The organism is Paraburkholderia sp. JPY419 (assembly GCF_050435705.1).
Classification (GTDB): domain Bacteria; phylum Pseudomonadota; class Gammaproteobacteria; order Burkholderiales; family Burkholderiaceae; genus Paraburkholderia; species Paraburkholderia youngii.
Window position 1 is genome coordinate 1915965 of sequence record NZ_JBNDKV010000004.1, and the last position, 18650, is coordinate 1934614.

An 18650-nucleotide genomic window follows, 5' to 3' on the forward strand; every position below is an offset into this window, starting at 1 on the left:
AAGAATTGTTAGAGGCAACAGGATACGCCTTGCGCGCACCCCGTTGCAGATTCAACTGAGGAGATTGTCCGCACGCGCCGATGCAGTCAGTGCAGCTTGACGCGCGGCAGCGCGGTACGGCGCAACCAATGCGCAAAGGTGTCCAGCACCATGCGCGGATAGCCGTGCAGCGCCGCGATATGCAGCCGGTACAGCGACATGTACATGAAGCGCGCGAACAGCCCTTCGATCAGCATATTGCCGCCGATCACCCCGCCCATCAGATTGCCGACCGCACTGAAGTGTCCGAGCGAGACCAGCGAGCCGAAGTCGCGATAAGTGAACTCTGGTAGCGGCCTGTTCTCGAGGCGCGCCGCCAGTCCCTTCATCAGAAAGCTCGCCTGCTGATGCGCGGCCTGCGCGCGCGGGGGCACGTTGCGCTCGTTGCCCGGCCACTCGCAGGCCGCGCAGTCGCCGAGCGCGAAGATGTTGTCGTCGATCTCGGTTTGCAGCGTACGGCGCACGATCAGCTGACCGAGCCGGTTGACCGGCAAGCCGTCGAGTTGAGTGAGCACCGCCGGCGCCTTGATGCCCGCCGCCCACACGGTCAGATCGGCTCGCACCGTGTGACCGCTGGCGGTGCGGATGTAGCCCGGCGCAACCTCGGCCACGGTCTCGCCGATCATCAGCTTCACGCCGAGCTTGGTCAGCAATTCGGCGGTGGCCGTGGAAACGCGTTCCTGCAACGCGGGCAGGATGCGCGGCCCCGCCTCGATCAGCACGATGCCGACGTCATGCCGCGGATCGAGCTTGTGCAAGCCATACGCGGACAACACTTGCGCGGTATTGCGCAATTCCGCCGATAACTCGACCCCCGTCGCGCCGCCGCCGACGATCGCCACCTGAATGCGCGGCTCGCTGGACGTCCACGTGCCGGGTCCCGGTCGCGACTCGACGGGCTCGTGCGCCTGATGTTCGGCGCGCATGCACGCCGCGATCAGGCGCTTGCGGAAACGCTCCGCCTCGCTAACCGTATCCAGTGCAATCGAGAATTCGGCCGCTCCCTTGACGCCGAAGAACGCCGTGGTACTGCCGATCGCGATGACCAGCGTGTCGTACTCGAGCACGCGTTGGGGCAGCAGTTCAGCGCCGTCGTCGTCGAGCACGATGCCGAGCGTAATGCGCCGGTTCGCGCGGTCGAGTGCGGTCAGATCGCCTTGCTGGAACTCGAAGCCATGCCAGCGCGCCTGCGCCGCGTAAGGAAGCTCCTGCGTGAACGGGTCCATGCTGCCCGCCGCCACCTCGTGCAGCAGCGGTTTCCAGATATGCGTCGGAAAGCGGTCGACCAGCGTGACCTGGGCCTGCGCGCTGCGCCCTTTCTTGCCGGCCCCATAGCGATCGCCAAGACGCGTTGCCAGTTCCAGTCCTCCCGCACCCCCGCCAACGACGATAAATCGATGCATTGCACTTCTCCGTGTTGCCGATGAATTATCTGTCGCGACGCGGCGCATGAATGCGCCGTCCTGAATCGATTGTCCTCGACCCGGCTGGGAAGTCACAAGTGGCCAATACTCATGTGTGACATGCGCACGACGTTATCGTGCGGGTGTCACGGGCATGTCAATGCGCCTCCTCCCAGTTCAGCCCCGCGCCGACTTCGGCGACCAGCGGCACCTTCAGCGCGGCGACGCCGCACATCAGTTCTGGCAGACGCTTGCGGACTTCGGACAACTCGGCGTCGGGCACTTCGAGAATCAGTTCGTCGTGCACCTGCATGATCATGCGCGTGCCGATCTTCGAGTCTTCGATCCAGTTCTGCACGGCGATCATCGACATCTTGATCAGGTCGGCAGCGGTGCCCTGCATCGGCGCGTTGATCGCGGCCCGCTCCGCGGCCTGGCGGCGCGGACCGTTGCCGCCGTTGATCTCGGGCAGCCACAGACGGCGGCCGAACACCGTTTCGACGTAGCCCTTCGCCTTCGCGCTCAAGCGCGTCTCGTCCATATAGCGAGCGACGCCGGGATAGCGCGCGAAATAGCGGTCGATATACATCTTCGCCGCATCGCGCGTGATGCCGAGATTCGACGCGAGGCCGAACGCGCTCATGCCGTAGATGAGACCAAAGTTGATGACCTTCGCGACGCGCCGCTGATCGCTCGACACTTCGAGCGGCGTCACGTTGAAGATTTCCGATGCCGTGGCGCGGTGAATGTCTTCGCCCTGCGAGAAAGCGCGCATCAGCGATTCGTCGCCGGAGATGTGCGCCATGATGCGCAATTCGATCTGCGAGTAATCGGCGGATACGAGCTTGTGGCCCGGCGGCGCGATGAACGCTTCGCGGATGCGCCGGCCTTCGCCGGTACGCACCGGAATGTTCTGCAGGTTCGGATCGTTCGAAGCGAGCCGCCCCGTCACCGCGACGGCCTGCGCGTAGTTCGTATGCACGCGGCCGGTTTGCGAATTGACCATGCGCGGCAGCTTGTCGGTATACGTCGACTTCAGCTTCGACAAGCCGCGATGTTCGAGCAGGATCTTCGGCAGCGGGTAGTCTTCGGCGAGCTTCTGGAGCACTTCTTCGTCGGTGGACGGCGCGCCGCTCGGCGTCTTCTTGATGACCGGCAGTTCGAGCTTCTCGAAGAAAATCTGCCCGATCTGCTTCGGCGAGCCGAGGTTGAATTCACCGCCGGCCAGTTCGTATGCCTTGCCTTCGAGCTCGATCAGACGCGTGGCGATCTCGCTGCTCTGCTGACGCAGCTTCTCCGCGTCGATCAGCACGCCGGTGCGCTCCATCTTGCGCAGCACGCGCGAAGTCGGTACTTCGATCTCGCGATACACGTGATTGAGCGACTTCTCCGCGGCGATTTGCGGATACAAGGCCTGATGCAAACGCAGCGTGATGTCTGCGTCTTCGGCCGCATATTCGGCGGCTTTGTCGAGCGCGACTTCGTCGAAGCCGATCTGCTGCGCGCCCTTGCCCGCGACATCTTCATACTTGATCGTCTTCACGCCGAGATGACGCAGCGCGAGGCTGTCCATGTCGTGCGTGCGATGCGATTCGAGCACGTACGATTCGAGCAGCGTGTCATGCTCGACGCCGCGCATTTCGATGCCGTAATTCGCGAGCACCTGTTCGTCGTACTTCAGATGCTGGCCGACCTTCTTGTGGTCCGCGCTTTCGAGCCACGGCTTGAGCTTCGCGAGCACTTCGTCGAGCGGCAGCTGCACCGGCGCGTCGGGGCCGCGATGCGCGAGCGGCACATACGCGGCGCGGCCTGCTTCCACCGACAGCGACAAGCCGACGATCCGCGCAATCATCGGGTCGAGCGACGTGGTTTCGGAATCGAACGAAGTCATCTCGGCCGCGTTGATCTTGTCCAGCCACGCGTCGAGCTGCTCCCATGTTTGCACGGTCTCGTAGTGGCGCTCGTGATCGACGGACAACGCGGGCGGCACATCGGTTTCCGGACCTTCGACCGCGTCGGCAATCTCGACTTCGCGCAGCCACGTCTTGAAGCCGTGGCGCGTGAACAGATCTCGCAACTCTTCGCGCGACTCGGGAAGGCTCGGCAAGCTTGCTTCGATCGACACGATGTGCCCGGTCAGATCGCAATGGCGCTCGACTGTGACGAGCTTGCGCGCCATCGGCAAGAAGTCCAACGCGCGGCGCAGATTATCGCCGACCGCGCCCTTGATCTCGCTCGCATGCTCGACGATGCCATCCAGCGACTCATACTGCGTCAGCCATTTGACCGCGGTTTTCGGACCGCATTTCTCGACGCCCGGCACGTTGTCGACGGTATCGCCGATCAGCGACAGATAGTCGATGATGCGCTCCGGCGGCACACCGAACTTCGCGACCACGCCGTCGCGGTCGAGCGTTTCGTTGGTCATCGTATTGACGAGCGTGACGCGGTTCGACACGAGCTGCGCGAGGTCTTTGTCACCGGTCGATACGACCACGTTCATGCCGAGCTTTTCCGCCTCGGTGCACAGCGTGCCGATCACGTCGTCCGCTTCGACACGATCGATCATCAGCAGCGGCCAGCCGAGCGCACGCACCGCGACGTGAATCGGCTCGATCTGACGGGCAAGATCTTCCGGCATCGATGGACGGTTCGCCTTGTACTCCGGATACCAGTCGTCGCGAAACGTTTTGCCCTTGGCGTCGAACACGCACGCGCTATACTCTGCTGTGACTTCCTTGCGCATGCGCCGCAGCATGTTGATCATCCCGTAGAGCGCACCCGTCGGGCCACCCTCGGGGCCGCGTAGATCAGGCATCGCATGGTAGGCCCGGTACAGATAACTCGAACCGTCGACCAACAGCAGGGTCTTACCTTCAAGGCTTCGTTCTTCAGGCATTATGACTAAGAGAAAAGTGATTCCGAGTCTGCGATCGCTCGCAGATCAAGAGCGCGCAACGGCCAAAAAAGCCCGCGCATCGTGGCAGATGTTCACGATTATGGCAGAGTTTATCGAGGCGACCGAGTACCTGTCGGAGATTCGCCCGGCGGTCAGCATCTACGGTTCGGCGCGCCTGAAACCGAACTCGCCGTACTACAAACTCGCCACGCAGATCGCACGCAAATTGTCGGATGCCGGCTTCGCGGTGATCTCCGGCGGCGGCCCCGGCATTATGGAAGCGGCCAACAAGGGCGCGCATGCGGGCAAGGCTCCCTCGGTCGGTCTGAACATCGAGTTGCCGCACGAGCAGTCGGGCAACCAGTGGCAGGACATCTCGTTGCGCTTCCGCCATTTCTTCACGCGCAAGGTCACGTTCGTAAAGAACTCGGATGCGGTGATCGTGATGCCTGGCGGCTTCGGCACGCTCGACGAACTGGCCGAAGTACTCACGCTGATCCAGACCAAGAAGTCGCGCCACGTGCCGATCATTCTGGTAGGCGGCGAGTTCTGGGAGGGTCTGCTCGCGTGGTTCAAGAGCTCGCTGATCCCGATGGGTTTGATCAATCCGACCGATATCGATCTGATGCAGGTGATCGACAATCCGGACCAGGTGCTCGAAGCGGTGCTCAAGTTCTACGAAGACCGCGAGGAAGCGGAAGCGCATCCGGTCAAGTCCGACGAAGACCGGATGTTCTACCTGTGATCGCATGACGCTGCGCGCCTCGCATTACGCGTAGCACGATGCACTGTGCACACATCAGGTCGCGCACATGGCGGGCGCGTTGCCGCCGGGCCTTCCGTGGTGGTAGCACCTCGACACCTGATGAAACCGATTGATAAGGAAGACTACCCTCCTCCCGGCTGTTATCAGCACTTCGGCCTGAGTGGCCCGAGTCACTGAAACGCGACTTCCGCGAAACTCCGCAGCTTGCGGCTATGCAACCGATGCAGCCCGTTCATGCGCAGCAGTTCCATCGCCTTCACGCCGATCTGCAGATGCTGATCGACCTGCGCGCGATAGAACTGATCGGCCATGCCCGGTAACTTCAACTCGCCGTGCAGCGGCTTGTCCGACACGCACAGCAGCGTGCCGTAAGGCACGCGGAAGCGAAAGCCGTTCGCCGCGATCGTCGCGCTTTCCATATCGAGCGCGATCGCGCGGCTCTGCGACAGCCGCTGGACCGGCTCGCGATGATCGCGCAGCTCCCAGTTGCGATTGTCGACGCTCGCCACGGTGCCCGTGCGCATCACGCGCTTCAGTTCGACGCCATCGAGCTGCGTGACCTGCGCGACCGCGCGTTCGAGCGCGACCTGCACTTCGGCGAGCGCCGGGATCGGCACCCACAGCGGCAGATCGGCATCGAGCACATGATCTTCGCGCACATAGCCGTGCGCGAGCACGTAGTCGCCGAGACGCTGGGTATTGCGCAGCCCCGCGCAGTGGCCGAGCATGATCCACGCATGCGGGCGCAGCACCGCGATGTGATCGGTGATGGTCTTCGCATTCGACGGCCCGACCCCGATGTTGACCATCGTGATGCCACTGCCATCCGCGCGTTTCAGGTGATACGCGGGCATCTGCGGCAAACGCGGCGGCGGCGTGCCCTCCTGCGCCTGCTCGCCGAGGTTCTCGTTGTAGGTGATGACGTCGCCGGGCTCGACGAACGACGTGTATTCGCTGCGATAGGCGCGCAACTCCGCGTCGTCGGTACGGGCCATCATGGCACGGCCGAGCTTCACGAATTCGTCGATATAGAACTGATAGTTCGTGTACAGCACGTAGTTCTGCACATGCGTCGGCGAGGTCGCTGTGTAGTGCTTCAGCCGATGCAGCGAAAAATCGACGCGCGCCGCCGTGAACAACGCGAGCGGATGCGGCTCGCCCGGCAGCGGCTCGTACGTGCCGTTGACGATGCGGTCGTCGAGCAGCGCGAGGTCCGGCGTATCGAAGATGTCGCGCATCAGGAACAGGCGCTCGCGGTCCAGATCGCCTTCGAGGTGGATGCCCTCGGCGAATGCGAAATGAATCGGAATCGGCTGGTCCGACACGCCGACCTCGATCTGCACGTGATGGTTCTTCGCCAGCAGCCGCAATTGTTCGCGATAGTAGTTGCCGAACAGGTCGGGCCGCGTGACGGTCGTCTCGAACACGCCCGGCCCCGCGACGAACCCGTACGAGCGGCGCGAATCGATGTGCGTGTTGACCTCGGTACGCACGCGCACGAACGGATAGCAGGCGCGCACGCGATGGTCGAACTGCTCGTTGCGGCGATAGCGCGCGAACGCATCGCGCAGGAATGACGTGTTCGCCTCGTAGATCGCGGCGAGGCGGGTGACGGCTTCGGCCGCGTCGTCGAAGCCCTCGGTCGGGAAGCTGCTGGCGGGAGTCTGCACCGTGCGCTGATTGATATCGTTGTTCATCATCATCGTTCACCCTTTTTGATGAGACGACATTACCACGGAACCCGCTGTTGCCAAATGTCGGCGGCGACGCTTGCAACAGCGCAGGCGAGAACGCGCGCGTGTTGTGCGAAAGCGGCGCAAAATAAGGCTTAGCGCCCGTACGCCAGGCCGGATTTGCTAGAATCCGGGCACCCAATTGGAGAATCACCATGAAGCCGCTCCTTCCCATCGCTGTTGCGCTGGCTCTCGCCTTCGGCAACGCCGCGATGGCTGCCCAGCCCGTCGACGAACCGCCGCCCGCCGGCGTGCCCCAGTCCGCCAACGAACGGGCCGGTCTGCCGGATCTCGCCAAGATCAATCGTCCAGCCGCAGAGGTCAGCTCGAAGGTCGACATCAACAACGTTCCGCGCACGCCGAGCTTTCACGAAGTCAGCCCGAACGGCACCGAAATCACTGAATTCCGCGACAAGGGCAAGCCGGTCGAAATCAACGTGCAATCGAATTTCGGTACCCGCTACCAGATGAGCGCGTCGCCCGACACGTCGCCCACCGTCCACGACAGCGGCAAGCCCAGCACTCGCCTGCCGTCGGTGAATCTCCACTATTGATCGTTACGAAAGCGGCACGCCGGCAACGGCGGCCGCGGCGCGGTCGTGCCCCGGTTCCACCGATCGCGGCCGCTGCGCGATGAACTTGCGCTGAAAGCGGCGACGCGTACACTTCGCCGGTCCGCACTCGTCGCCCGCTGCACCCCATTCGCTTGTCTCACCTCGCACTGGCCGCACCGCGCCAGCCCCAACAACCTGATCCGACGTTTCCGCATGGCCGTCTTCACCGCTGTCAACGAATCCCAACTCGCAGAATGGATGAGTCACTACGATCTCGGCGATGTCGTCGAGTTTCGCGGCATTTCGTCCGGCATTGAAAACAGCAACTTCTTTCTGACGACGACGCGCGGCGAATACGTGCTGACCATTTTCGAGAAGCTGACAGCTGAACAACTGCCGTTCTATCTGGACCTGATGCGTCATCTTGCCGCCCACCACGTGCCGGTACCGGATCCGATGCCGCGCCTCGATGGCGCGCTGTTCGGCATGCTGCTCGGCAAACCCGCGACCATCGTGACGAAGCTCGAAGGCGCGCCCGAACTCGCGCCCGGCGTCGAGCACTGCGCCGAGGTCGGCCACATGCTCGCGCGCATGCACCTGGCGGGCCGCGACTATCCGCGTTATCAGCCGAACCTGCGCAGCCTGCCGTGGTGGCGCGAAACCGTGCCGACGATCCTGCCGTATCTCGAAGGCGAGCAGCGCGATCTGCTGGCGTCCGAGCTTGCGCATCAGGAGGCGTTCTTCGCCTCCGCCGATTACGCGGCAATGCCCTCGGGTCCGTGCCACGCCGACCTGTTCCGCGACAACGCGATGTTCGCGCACGCGGCGCCCGAGACCGGCCACGAAGTGCGTCTCGGCGGTTTCTTCGATTTCTATTTCGCCGGCTGCGACAAGTGGCTATTCGACGTCGCGGTCACGGTCAACGACTGGTGCGTCGACCTCGCGACCGGCAAGCTCGACTCCGAACGCACCGAGGCGCTATTGCGCGCGTATCAGACTGTGCGGCCGTTCACCGTCGAGGAAAACCGTCACTGGGGCGACATGCTGCGTGCGGGTGCATACCGTTTCTGGGTCTCGCGCCTGTATGATTTTCATTTGCCGCGCGCGGCGGAACTGCTGAAGCCGCACGACCCCGGTCATTTCGAACGCATTCTGCGCGAGCGCCTGCTGGGCGTCGCCAATCCAGGCATCCATACCCCATGCAACTGATCGAAGTCCCCGCGAAAACCGGCTACGTGTGGTTCCGCCAGGGCATCTGGCTGTTCCGCAAGAATCCGCTCGCCTTCCTGACGCTGTTCTTCACCTATTTGCTGGTGATGACGCTCGTGTCGCAGATTCCGTTGGTCGGCGGCGTGTTGCCGCTGTTGTTCATTCCGGGTGTCGCGGTCGGCTTCATGGCCGCTTGCCGCAACACGATCGCGGGCAAACCGGTGTTTCCGACCATTCTCGTCGACGGCTTTCATTCGTATGGCTCGGTGGTTGCGCGGCGGCTGCTCGTGCTCGGCGCGCTGTATGTGATCGCGATGGCGCTCGTGCTGGCCGGCTCGGCGCTCGCCGACGGCGGCATGCTGCTGAAGGTGATTCTCGGCAACGCGTCGATGGATGAAAACGCAATCGCCAACAGCAATATCCCGCTCGCGGTGGTCACCGCGCTCGCGTTCTATGTGCCGGTCGCGATGCTGTTCTGGTTCTCGCCGATCCTCGCCGCCTGGCACGACGTGCCGCCCGTCAAGGCGATGTTCTTCAGCGTCGTCAGTTGCTGGCGGAATCGCGGCGCTTTCATCGTGTTCGCGGCGCTGTGGTTCGCAGTCGCAACGGTCGTGTCGATCGGGCTGTCCGCGCTGATGCAGGCGCTCGGCGCCGGGGACTTCGCGTTCGCGATCCTGATGCCCGCGACGATGATCGTCACGACCATGCTGTACTGCTCGTTCTACGCGACCTATCGCGGCTGCTTCGGCGTGCAGACGCCGCAAACGCCGGATCTGCCGACCACTCCGGCGGCCTGATCCTTCGTTCCCGCGCGGGTGCCGTTCTGGCGCCCGCGCGCTGCGCGTTCCGCACGCATCTTCCCGGCCTCTCTGTCGAAACACCTGCTCGACGCCCGCCATTCCGAATCGATTTGCGGCACAATAATTTGCGTGCAATCCATTTGTACGCTCCTTTTTTGCCGAGGTGGATCATGAACCAGCGCCCCGCTCTCCCCTTCACGCTCGACGAGCAACTGTGCTTCGCGCTCTACTCGACCTCGCTCGCGATGACGAAAGCATACAAGCCGCTGCTCGAAAGGCTCGGACTCACGTATCCACAGTATCTGGCCATGCTCGTGCTGTGGGAAACCGACGACGTCACCGTCAAGGACATGGCCACGCGTCTGAATCTCGATCCGGCGACGGTCACGCCGCTGCTCAAGCGCCTCGAAGCGCAGGGACTCGTCGAGCGCGCGCGCGGCACTGACGATGAGCGCCTCGTCTACATTCGCTTGACGGGCGCGGGCAAGGCGCTCAAGCGTCAGGCGCGCGACGTGCCCGGCGAGATCCTCTGCGCGACGCAGCAGTCGCCGGAATTCCTGCTGCGTCTGCGCGACGACCTCACACGCCTGCGCACGACGCTCAACGACTTCATGGACCAATAGGGCGATAACTGAAACGGACTAGTTCCGGCTTCGCCGCAAAATTCATTTGCACGCCAATGATTTGTGTACTATCTTACTCACATGCCGCTTCGCTAGCACTTCGCCAGACCGGCGAACCGGCAGCCAGCGGCAAACATGCCAACCCCGACACCCAAGACCAGGAGCTGCACCATGAACATCCTCTACAAGGCAAGCGCAACGAGCACCGGTGGCCGCGACGGCCGCGCCGTATCGTCGGACAATGCATTGGACGTGAAGCTGGCCGCGCCGCGTGAGCTCGGTGGCAATGGCGCGGCAGGCACGAATCCCGAGCAGCTGTTTGCGGCCGGCTACTCGGCCTGTTTCCTGAGCGCCATGAAGTTCGTCGCCGGCCAGCGTAAGCAGGCCCTGCCGGCCGACACACAGGTTTCCGCCGACGTCGGCATCGGCCCGAACGACAAGGGCGGCTTCGCGCTCGACATCGATCTGCGTATCTCGCTGCCGGGCCTCGCTGCGCAAGCAGCGAAGGAACTGGTGGACGCAGCACACCAGGTCTGCCCGTACTCGAACGCCACGCGTAACAACGTGGCAGTTCGTCTGCACGTCGCTTGAGGTCAGGTCGGCCGTCGCGCCGATCAGCAATGCCCAGGCAGAACCGCTGACGGCGCATTCCCCGGCGCCGTCGCGAACAGCGCCCGCACTCTGCACAACAGGGACGGGCGCTGATCCTCTTGGCGCGTGCGGCACGCTATGTGCGATGCCGGTCGTCAACTACCTTCATCCCGACTGTCCTTCCCGATGACACGCGCCCGCCGCCTGCACGACAGTTTCGACGCCGGCCTCGTCTGGTTCCGCCGCGATCTGCGCAGCACCGATCATGCCGCGCTTTCCTACGCGCTCAAGCATTGCGAGCGCGTCTGGTGCGTATTCGTGTTCGACACGACGATCCTGCAGCCGATCGTCGATGCCTGGCAGACGCGCCAACCCGGCGAGCCGGTGCGGGATCGCCGCATCGACTTCATTCTCGCGTCACTGGCTGAACTCGACGGCGCGTTGCGCGCGCTCGGCGGCGGCCTCGTCGTGCAATACGGCGATCCGGCCGGGCTGGTGCCGAAACTCGCGGCGGAGTTGCGCGTCGATGCGGTGTTCGCGAATCACGACTATGAGCCGGTTGCGATCGAACGCGACGCGACAGTGGGCGAGCGTCTTAAGGATGCGGGCCGGCAGTGGCTGACGTTCAAGGACCAGACGATTTTCGAGCGCGACGAGCTGCTGAACGGCCAGGGCAAGCCGTTCACGGTCTTCACGCCGTACAGGAACGCGTGGCTCAAGCAATTGAGCGCGTTCGACCTGAAGCCCTACCCGGTGGAGACCTACGCGAAGCATCTGGCGGCGCTGCCGCGCAAGCTCGACCGTCGGTTGCCCACACTCGATCAGCTGGGCTTCGCGCGGAGCAACCTGACGGACTTGCAACTGCCCGCCGGAATGAACGGCGCGCAACAGTTGCTCGATGATTTCCTGACGCGCATTGATAACTACGCGGAGCGGCGCGATGTCCCCGCCACGAAGGGGCCGAGCTATCTGTCGGTGCATTTGCGCTTCGGCACGGTATCGATCCGCACGCTCGCACGGCTCGCGTACGAGATGTCGCTGCAACCCGACGGCAAAGGCGCGGCAACGTGGTTGTCGGAACTGATCTGGCGGGACTTCTACTTCATGGTCCTCGCGCACCACCCGCGCATCGCGAAAGGCGCGCCGTTCAAACCGGAATACGACCATTTGCGCTGGGAAAAAGGCCCCTCGGCCGACGCAGCGTTCGCCGCCTGGTGCGAGGGCCGCACCGGCTATCCGCTCGTCGATGCCGCGATGCTGCAATTGAACCGGACCGGCTATATGCACAACCGCCTGCGCATGGTCACGGCGAGCTTCCTCGCGAAGGATCTCGGCATTGACTGGCGGCTCGGTGAGCGCTACTTCGCCGATCTGCTGAACGACTTCGATTTCTCGGCCAACAACGGCGGCTGGCAGTGGGCCGCCTCGACCGGCTGCGACGCGCAGCCTTACTTCCGCATTTTCAATCCAGTCACGCAATCCGAAAAATTCGACCCCGACGGACGCTTTATCAAACGATATCTACCCCAGCTCGCCAGGTTGCCGGCAAAATGGATTCACGCGCCGTGGCTGGCGGGCGCGGAGCGGCTCGCGGAGTTCGGCGTGGTGCTAGGCGGGAATTATCCCGAGCCGATCGTCGATCACGCCCAGGCCCGCGAGCGCACACTGGCCAGATACGCAAAGTGAGTGCCCGCTCACATCATTGAATAAGAAGGTCTGGAGGGATGGAGATGCGCCGTCTGCCGTCGCTGCTCGTGTTTCTGATTCTGACGCTGGCGGCCGGCTGGGCCGCGAGTCTGTCGCTGCCGGACGCGTGGTACACGAGCCTGCAAAAGCCCGCGTTCAATCTGCCGAACTGGGTTTTCCCGCCGGTGTGGATCGTGCTCTACGTGCTGATGGCGTTTTCCGCGTGGCGCGTGTGGAAGCGCGACGGCCCTAGTGCGGCGATCGTACTGTGGGTTGTGCAACTTCTATTCAACGCTGCTTGGATGTGGCTGTTTTTCGGCCTGCATCGGCCGGAAATGGCGCTGATCGACATCTTGATCTTGCTGCTGCTGATCGTGATGCTGACGTATGTGTTCTGGCGGCGCGATCGCCTCGCGGGCGTTCTGCTCGCGCCGTACGTCGTGTGGGTCGCGTATGCAGCGCTATTGAACTACGCGTTGTGGCAGCTGAATCCCGCTGCTTAGCCGTAGTGCTGACTCATCCACGACGGCGCGCGCACGTTCGATTCCTGATCGAGCTTGCGCATACGGAATTCGAGGTCGTAGAGATCGGTCGCTTCAGCCAGATAAGCGTCAGCGCGCTCTTTTGCGAGCTGGTCAGGCGACTTGGTCAAAAACAGGAACAGGCGGCTGAGCAGATACATGGTTCACCTCGGCAATGATAGCTAGGCGTTTACGCCTAAGGGATAACCCGTATTATAGGGAAAACCCTGAGTTCATGCCACTATTCATTTTCGAGGTGTTGCTCGGGCGTCACCGGCCGGCCGACGATGCCGCCAATCCTTCCGCGATGCGGCCCGCGTCCGTGCGACGCTGATGCCGGAAAAACTCCCACAGCATGGCGCTCGCGTCCGGACCCTTGGACGAATGAAACGGCAGCGCATCGTCGCCGCCGGCCCATGCGTGGCCGAGCCCCTGCACGCGACATACCCGTACCACACGCCGGCCGCCGCGCAGATAATCGCGTACCACGACGCCATTTTTGCGATCTTCGCGCGTCTCGCCCGCTTTGCGCGCGCCGTTTGCGTCGATGAGGCGGTTCAGTCGCACGAACTGCGTCGCCAACTGATCCGCGTTGACCGGCGTGACCACATGGTCGGCGTCACCGTGGATGATCAGAGCCGGCATGCCCGGGTACTGCGCGACGTTGGTCGTTTCGTCGACGAGTTCGACCGGCTCGCGACGCGCGCCCCGCCGCATCACGTCCATCGCGGTAACGCCGGAGCGGGCCTCGCCGAAAGCGGGGCCGGAGTGCAACGCGACAGCGGCGAAATGCTGCGGATACTTGACGGCCAACAGCGCCGTCAGCCCCGCGCCTGCCGAAATTCCCGCCACGTACACACGCTCGCGGTCAAAGCCGTGCTGCTCGACCAGCGCATCCACCAGCGATACGACCGCACGCGCTTCCGCGCCGCCCGCGTTGTCGCCGGCGTCGTACCAGTGCCAGCAGCGGTGCGAGTGCGCGTGCTTCGATTGCTCGGGGTAGACGACCGCGAAGCCGTAGCGGTCGGCGAGCAGGTTCATGCGCGTGCCTTCGGCGAACTCGTCGATCGACTGCGTGCAGCCGTGCAGCATCACGACGAGCGGCATCGCCTCGTGCGCGTGCCCGGACGGTATATAGAGCCCGTACTGCAGATGATTGACCAGCCGGCCCGGTGCGGCCGGCGCGGAATGGAACGAGCGCGTCCACGCCCCGCTCGCCCATGCGGCCGCGCGTGGACGCACGCGCGACTCGCGCGGCGCTTCGCGTTTCGCGGGCGCGCGCAGCGCGGCAGTCGGCTTCAGTGGATGAGCCTTGCTCGACGGTTTGGTGGTAGCAGCGCGAGCCGGTCGCGCCTGTGCTCGCTTGGCGGTTTTTTGCGCGTGTTCGGTTTGGATCGCGAGCAGGCGCTTGAAACCGCGCAGCCAGATTTTCGACAGGCTTTTTGCCATCGGCGATAACCTCGCAAAAGGGACAAATGCGGACCGCAGATACTGCGGGAAGAATGGAGTTGTGCAATGCACAATAACATCATTCCTCCTGCGTTGCTGAACAACGGGGCCGCTTTTCTCGCCGATTTCAGCCACCGCGAACCTTGCCGGCGGCCTGTCGTCAAACTGCGTCGATAGCTGTTCGGCAGCCCACACTTCGGCGTGCAAAAGCGCTCCGCGCCGCGAGACCGTTCACGCGACACCCGACTATACTGGCGGTTGATCTCCCGACGTGTCGATCCGGGCCGCATCGGCGTTTCATGCCGGCTGCGCGCCGATTTCCACCAACCCGATTTCACGCGACCCCGTCGCGCTTCGCCCATGCCCGATTTACCGATCCACCTGTGGTATTCGATCACCAGCCTCGGCGGCGCCGGCTTGACGCTGCCGCTCGCGTTCGCCATAGCGCTGTGGTTGGCGGTCGGCTACTCGTGGCGGCTCGCGGCCTGCTGGCTCGCGCTGCTGGGTACGGCGATCGGCGTCGTGACCGTGACCAAGCTCGCCTTCCTCGGCTGGGGCGTCGGCGTGCGCGAGTTCGATTTCACCGGCGTCAGCGGTCACTCCATGCTGTCCACGGCCGTCTATCCGGTCGCGCTATTTTTGATGCTATTGCCCGCGCGCCGCGCCATCCGGCTGCTCGGCGTGCTTGCGGGGCTTGCCGCCGGCCTGGCGGTGGGTTTGTCGCGTGTGGTGCTGAGTGCGCATTCGCCGTCCGAAGCGGTGACTGGCTGCCTCGTCGGCGCGCTTGCCGCGCTCGTGTTCGTGCGGATCGCGTGGAATGCGGAAGCGGACCGGCTATCGGCGCTGCCGGTCGCCGTCAGCATGATGGTGCTCGCACTCTTGATGCACGGCGTGCACGTGCCCACGCAGCGCTGGGTCACGCATATTGCGTTGAAGGTGTCCGGCCACGACCGGCCGTTCATCCGCGCAACATGGCGGTCCACCCGCATCATTCGACCGTCGGCCGCGCCGCTGTCGCAAACGCGCAATACGCTCGAGCCCATGCGCGGGTCGGCCATCTGAACGCTGCGCCGGCCCTTCCGGCGCGTTTTCGAGCTTCCTTTTACAGTTTCGTAACATCTCGCCTGCGCTCGCGCCATGCGTGAAACGCAACGCCGAATCGGTCGTTTCGCCCACCGCTATAACCGCGCATATATTACGATAGAGTTTTCAGGCCACTGCTTCCCGTTCTAGTCCGACTTCAGGTCCGCCATGACCCTCTCTCGCCATCTGAAGCAATACGCGCTGTGCGTTGCAGCCGCCGCCTCCGTCATGGTCAGCGTGAATGCGCACGCCGATGAACTGGTGGTTTCGGCCGCCGCCAGCCTGACCAATGCGTTCAAGGCGGTCGGCGACGCGTTCGAGCAGCAGCATCCAGGCACGAAGGTTCTGCTGAACTTCGGCGCGTCCGACGTGCTGATGCAACAGATCGTCAAAGGCGCGCCCGTCGACGTTTTCGCGTCCGCCGATCAGAAGGCAATGGACAGGGCCGCCGCCGAAAAGGTGATCGTGCCGGCGACGCGGCGCGACTTCGCGGCCAACTCGCTGGTGCTGATCGTACCGGCCGACAGTCATCTCGCGCCCGCCAACCTCAACGCGCTGACGACCGCGAACGTCAAGCGCGTCGCATTCGGCGATCCGGCCTCGGTGCCGGTCGGCCGCTACACGCAGGGCGCGCTGCAGGCCGCGGGCGTGTGGGACGCGGTCAACGCGAAGGCGGTGCTTGCGTCGAACGTGCGTCAGAGCCTCGATTACGTCGCGCGCGGCGAAGTCGACGCCGGCTTCGTGTTCGGCACCGACGCCGCGATCATGCCCGACAAAGTCAAGGTCGCGATGAGCCTGCCGACGCAAACGCCGATCACCTATCCGATTGCGCAGGTCGAAGGCAGCCATCACGCGGCCGACGCTCAGGCATTTATCGACTTCGTGCTGTCGCCGGCCGGCCAGGCGGTGCTCGCGAAATACGGCTTCAGGCCGGCGCATTGATTCACGGGAGAGCACGCGCTCATGGAACAGGCTTGGGTGCCGCTGCTGCTGTCCCTGAAGGTCGCGGGCTGGGCCACCGCGCTCAATCTCGTGCTCGGCGTCGCGGTGGCGCTCGGTCTGTCGCGCTGGCGCTCCGGCGCGCGCGACGTGATCGATTCGCTGCTGATGCTGCCGCTGGTGCTGCCGCCCACCGTGCTCGGCTACTACCTGCTCGTGCTGCTCGGCCGACGCGGCATGATCGGCGCGTGGCTCGACCGCTTCGACATCCAGCTCGTCTTCACGTGGCAGGGCGCGGTGATCGCGTCGACGGTGGTCGCGTTTCCGCTCGTGCTGAAGTCGGCGCGCGCCGCCTTTGAAGGCGTCGATCCGCAGTTGGAGCACGCGGCGCGCACGCTCGGGATCAGCGAGGGCGCGGTGTTTTTCCGCGTGACGCTGCCGCTCGCGGCGCGCGGCATCCTCGCCGGCGGCCTGCTCGCGTTCGCGCGCGCGCTCGGCGAATTCGGCGCGACGCTGATGGTCGCAGGCAATCTGCCGGGCCGCACGCAGACACTGTCGGTCGCGGTCTATTCGGCGGTGCAGGCCGGCGACGACAGCACCGCCAACTTCCTCGTGCTCGTGACCTCGGTCGCGTGCGTGACGATCCTGCTGCTCGCGGGACGCCTCGTGCCGCAGCATACGCTTCTGAGAGCCCGCTGACATGCCGCTCAACGTCGCCATCCGCAAGACTTTCGAGACCGCCGAACGGCGCTTCACGCTCGACATCGCGTTCAGCGCGAACACGCAGCGGCTCGTGCTGTTCGGACCTTCGGGCGCGGGTAAGAGCCTGACCTTGCAGGCGATCGCCGGCTTGCTGCGTCCCGATGAAGGGACCATCACACTGCACGGCACCATCTTGTTCGATAGCGCGGTCGGCATCGATCAGAAGCCGCAGGCGCGCAAGATCGCGTATCTGTTTCAGGACTACGCGCTGTTTCCGCATCTGAACGTGCGGCAGAACATCGGCTTCGGGCTGCACCGGGGCTGGCTCAATCCGCGTGCGCGCGGCGCGCGCACGGAGGTCGATTACTGGCTCGACGCGCTCGAATTGAGGGGCGTGGCGGGCAATCATCCGGCGCAACTGTCGGGCGGTCAGAAGCAGCGGGTCGCGCTCGCGCGCGCGCTGGTTTCGCAGCCGCGCCTGCTGCTGCTCGACGAGCCGTTTTCCGCGCTGGATAGCCAGTTGCGCCAGCGCATGCGGCGCGAGCTATCGGACTTGCAAACGCGGCTCGATATTCCGATGGTGCTGATCACGCACGATCCCGACGACGTTGCCGCATTCGGCGATCAGGTCGTGCAGATCAGCGACGGCCGGGGCCGCGAAGATCATCCTTTTACCGGGTATGCGCGCAGCGAAGCGTCACCTCGTTGAACGGCTGGCTTGGCGCCATCGCTTTGCGGCTTAACTTGCGCCTCCACTACGCCCCGGCAACCCTCAATCCTTCACGCCGAGTATCACGCTCGACGCCTTGAACACCGCGACCGCGCTCGCGCCTTCCTGCAAACCGAGCGTGTCGACGCTGCCATTGGTGACGATCGCGGTGATCACCGCGCCGCCTTCGAGCCCGAGCGACACTTCCGCGTTGACCGCACCGCGCTTCACGCTCTGCACGGTGCCGCGCAACTGATTGCGCGCCGATAACTTCAACGGCGCATCGCCATCGCCGCCGCCCGCCACGAGCAGCACGACCCACGACGCCTTGATCAGCGCAAACGCCGCCACGCCGACCGCGAGCCCGAGCGCTTCGGTGCTCTCGTGCGTGAGCACGGCGACGATCGTGTAGCCGCCGGGCAGCGCGAGCGACACTTCGTCGTTGACGGTGCCGCGTTCGATTGCCGACACCGTGCCGTAGAACTGATTGCGCGCGCTCGTCTTCACGCCGATGCGGCCGATCAGGTCCCAGTCCGTCGCGAAGCCCTCGCCGATCGCCGCGCCGGCGCGTTCCAGAAAGCGCCGATGCTCGCGCTCGACCGCGCGAAACGTGTCGATCAGTTTCACCGCGCGCGGCGTCAGCGTCGTGCCGCCGCCGCCCTTACCGCCGGTCAGACGCACGACGAGCGGCTCGCCGGCGAGGTTGTTCATCGTATCGACGGCATCCCACGCACCTTTGTAGCTGATGCCGACCGCCTTCGCCGCGCTCGTGATCGAGCCGGTCTCGCCGATTGCCGCCAGCAGCGCGATACGGGCCGCGCCGCCGAGCGTCTGGGTGCCGGCTTGAAACCAGACGGAGCCGCCGAGTTCGAGGGCGTCGCGCGGAGGATCGGGGCGGTCGGTGGTCATGGCTGACATCGGTCGAAAGTACGTGGTAGGGCGGA

The 18650-nt window shown here is 64.3% G+C and carries 18 protein-coding genes; 12 read left to right on the forward strand and 6 right to left on the reverse strand.

The window, feature by feature from the left end; all coding sequences use genetic code 11:
• Positions 1–86: 86 nt before the first annotated feature.
• Both QFZ91_RS37250 and polA read right to left on the reverse strand, forming a co-directional pair.
• Positions 87–1442 (reverse strand): NAD(P)/FAD-dependent oxidoreductase, encoded by a 1356-nt coding sequence (locus QFZ91_RS37250; RefSeq protein ID WP_429570331.1) that lies wholly within the window; start codon positions 1440–1442, stop codon positions 87–89.
• A gap of 157 nt (positions 1443–1599) precedes the next feature.
• A complete protein-coding gene (gene polA / locus QFZ91_RS37255) occupies positions 1600–4341 on the reverse strand; it encodes a DNA polymerase I (RefSeq protein ID WP_429570332.1) in 2742 nt (913 codons plus the stop codon).
• 1 nt (position 4342) lies between these two features.
• On the opposite strand from polA, the gene QFZ91_RS37260 reads away from it, so the two are divergent.
• Positions 4343–5086, forward strand: coding sequence for a TIGR00730 family Rossman fold protein (locus QFZ91_RS37260; protein ID WP_429570333.1), 744 nt, complete (start codon positions 4343–4345; stop codon positions 5084–5086).
• 191 nt (positions 5087–5277) lie between these two features.
• On the opposite strand, the gene QFZ91_RS37265 is transcribed toward QFZ91_RS37260, so the two are convergent.
• Positions 5278–6804, reverse strand: a complete 1527-nt coding sequence (locus tag QFZ91_RS37265) for an AMP nucleosidase (RefSeq protein ID WP_176378968.1) — start codon at positions 6802–6804, stop codon at positions 5278–5280.
• 191 nt (positions 6805–6995) lie between these two features.
• Between QFZ91_RS37265 and QFZ91_RS37270 the strand changes: the two genes are divergently transcribed.
• From QFZ91_RS37270 to QFZ91_RS37300, 7 genes are all read left to right on the forward strand, one after another.
• Positions 6996–7394, forward strand: a complete 399-nt coding sequence (locus tag QFZ91_RS37270) for a hypothetical protein (protein ID WP_176107220.1) — start codon at positions 6996–6998, stop codon at positions 7392–7394.
• Positions 7395–7607: 213 nt separating this feature from the next.
• The gene (locus QFZ91_RS37275; protein ID WP_429570334.1) at positions 7608–8603 is read left to right on the forward strand and encodes a homoserine kinase; all 996 of its coding nucleotides are present in this window, start codon (positions 7608–7610) and stop codon (positions 8601–8603) included.
• On the forward strand, positions 8594–9400 hold the full coding sequence (locus tag QFZ91_RS37280; protein ID WP_429570335.1) for a BPSS1780 family membrane protein: 807 nt from the start codon (positions 8594–8596) through the stop codon (positions 9398–9400). Before QFZ91_RS37275 ends, QFZ91_RS37280 begins: the two co-directional genes overlap by 10 nt.
• A gap of 173 nt (positions 9401–9573) precedes the next feature.
• Positions 9574–10026: a MarR family winged helix-turn-helix transcriptional regulator gene (locus QFZ91_RS37285; RefSeq protein ID WP_429570336.1), complete on the forward strand. Its 453-nt coding sequence runs from the start codon at positions 9574–9576 to the stop codon at positions 10024–10026.
• A 171-nt stretch (positions 10027–10197) separates the two neighbouring features.
• Complete coding sequence (locus QFZ91_RS37290) at positions 10198–10617, forward strand: organic hydroperoxide resistance protein (RefSeq protein WP_176123315.1); 420 nt, start codon at positions 10198–10200, stop codon at positions 10615–10617.
• 186 nt (positions 10618–10803) lie between these two features.
• Positions 10804–12303, forward strand: a complete 1500-nt coding sequence (locus QFZ91_RS37295; RefSeq protein ID WP_429570337.1) for a cryptochrome/photolyase family protein — start codon at positions 10804–10806, stop codon at positions 12301–12303.
• Between the two features lie 44 nt (positions 12304–12347).
• The gene (locus tag QFZ91_RS37300) at positions 12348–12806 is read left to right on the forward strand and encodes a TspO/MBR family protein (RefSeq protein WP_176123317.1); all 459 of its coding nucleotides are present in this window, start codon (positions 12348–12350) and stop codon (positions 12804–12806) included.
• Here QFZ91_RS37300 and QFZ91_RS37305 read toward each other — a convergent pair.
• Positions 12803–12985, reverse strand: coding sequence for a DUF3563 family protein (locus tag QFZ91_RS37305; protein WP_176107213.1), 183 nt, complete (start codon positions 12983–12985; stop codon positions 12803–12805). The two genes, QFZ91_RS37300 and QFZ91_RS37305, sit on opposite strands and share 4 nt — an antisense overlap.
• Positions 12986–13094: 109 nt before the next feature.
• Positions 13095–14273 carry an extracellular catalytic domain type 1 short-chain-length polyhydroxyalkanoate depolymerase gene (locus QFZ91_RS37310; RefSeq protein WP_429570338.1) on the reverse strand — a complete coding sequence of 393 codons (1179 nt, stop codon included), beginning with the start codon at positions 14271–14273 and terminating at the stop codon, positions 13095–13097.
• Between the two features lie 360 nt (positions 14274–14633).
• On the opposite strand from QFZ91_RS37310, the gene QFZ91_RS37315 reads away from it, so the two are divergent.
• The 4 genes from QFZ91_RS37315 (at position 14634) to QFZ91_RS37330 (ending at position 17706) form a co-directional block, all read left to right on the forward strand.
• Positions 14634–15335, forward strand: a complete 702-nt coding sequence (locus QFZ91_RS37315) for a phosphatase PAP2 family protein (RefSeq protein ID WP_429570339.1) — start codon at positions 14634–14636, stop codon at positions 15333–15335.
• Positions 15336–15524: 189 nt separating this feature from the next.
• The gene (gene modA, locus QFZ91_RS37320; RefSeq protein ID WP_429570340.1) at positions 15525–16298 is read left to right on the forward strand and encodes a molybdate ABC transporter substrate-binding protein; all 774 of its coding nucleotides are present in this window, start codon (positions 15525–15527) and stop codon (positions 16296–16298) included.
• A 21-nt stretch (positions 16299–16319) separates the two neighbouring features.
• Positions 16320–16994, forward strand: coding sequence for a molybdate ABC transporter permease subunit (gene modB, locus QFZ91_RS37325; RefSeq protein ID WP_429570341.1), 675 nt, complete (start codon positions 16320–16322; stop codon positions 16992–16994).
• A gap of 1 nt (position 16995) precedes the next feature.
• Complete coding sequence (locus tag QFZ91_RS37330) at positions 16996–17706, forward strand: sulfate/molybdate ABC transporter ATP-binding protein (protein WP_429570342.1); 711 nt, start codon at positions 16996–16998, stop codon at positions 17704–17706.
• Positions 17707–17769: 63 nt separating this feature from the next.
• On the opposite strand, the gene QFZ91_RS37335 is transcribed toward QFZ91_RS37330, so the two are convergent.
• Positions 17770–18615, reverse strand: coding sequence for a TOBE domain-containing protein (locus tag QFZ91_RS37335; RefSeq protein WP_429570343.1), 846 nt, complete (start codon positions 18613–18615; stop codon positions 17770–17772).
• Positions 18616–18650 lie beyond the last annotated feature (35 nt).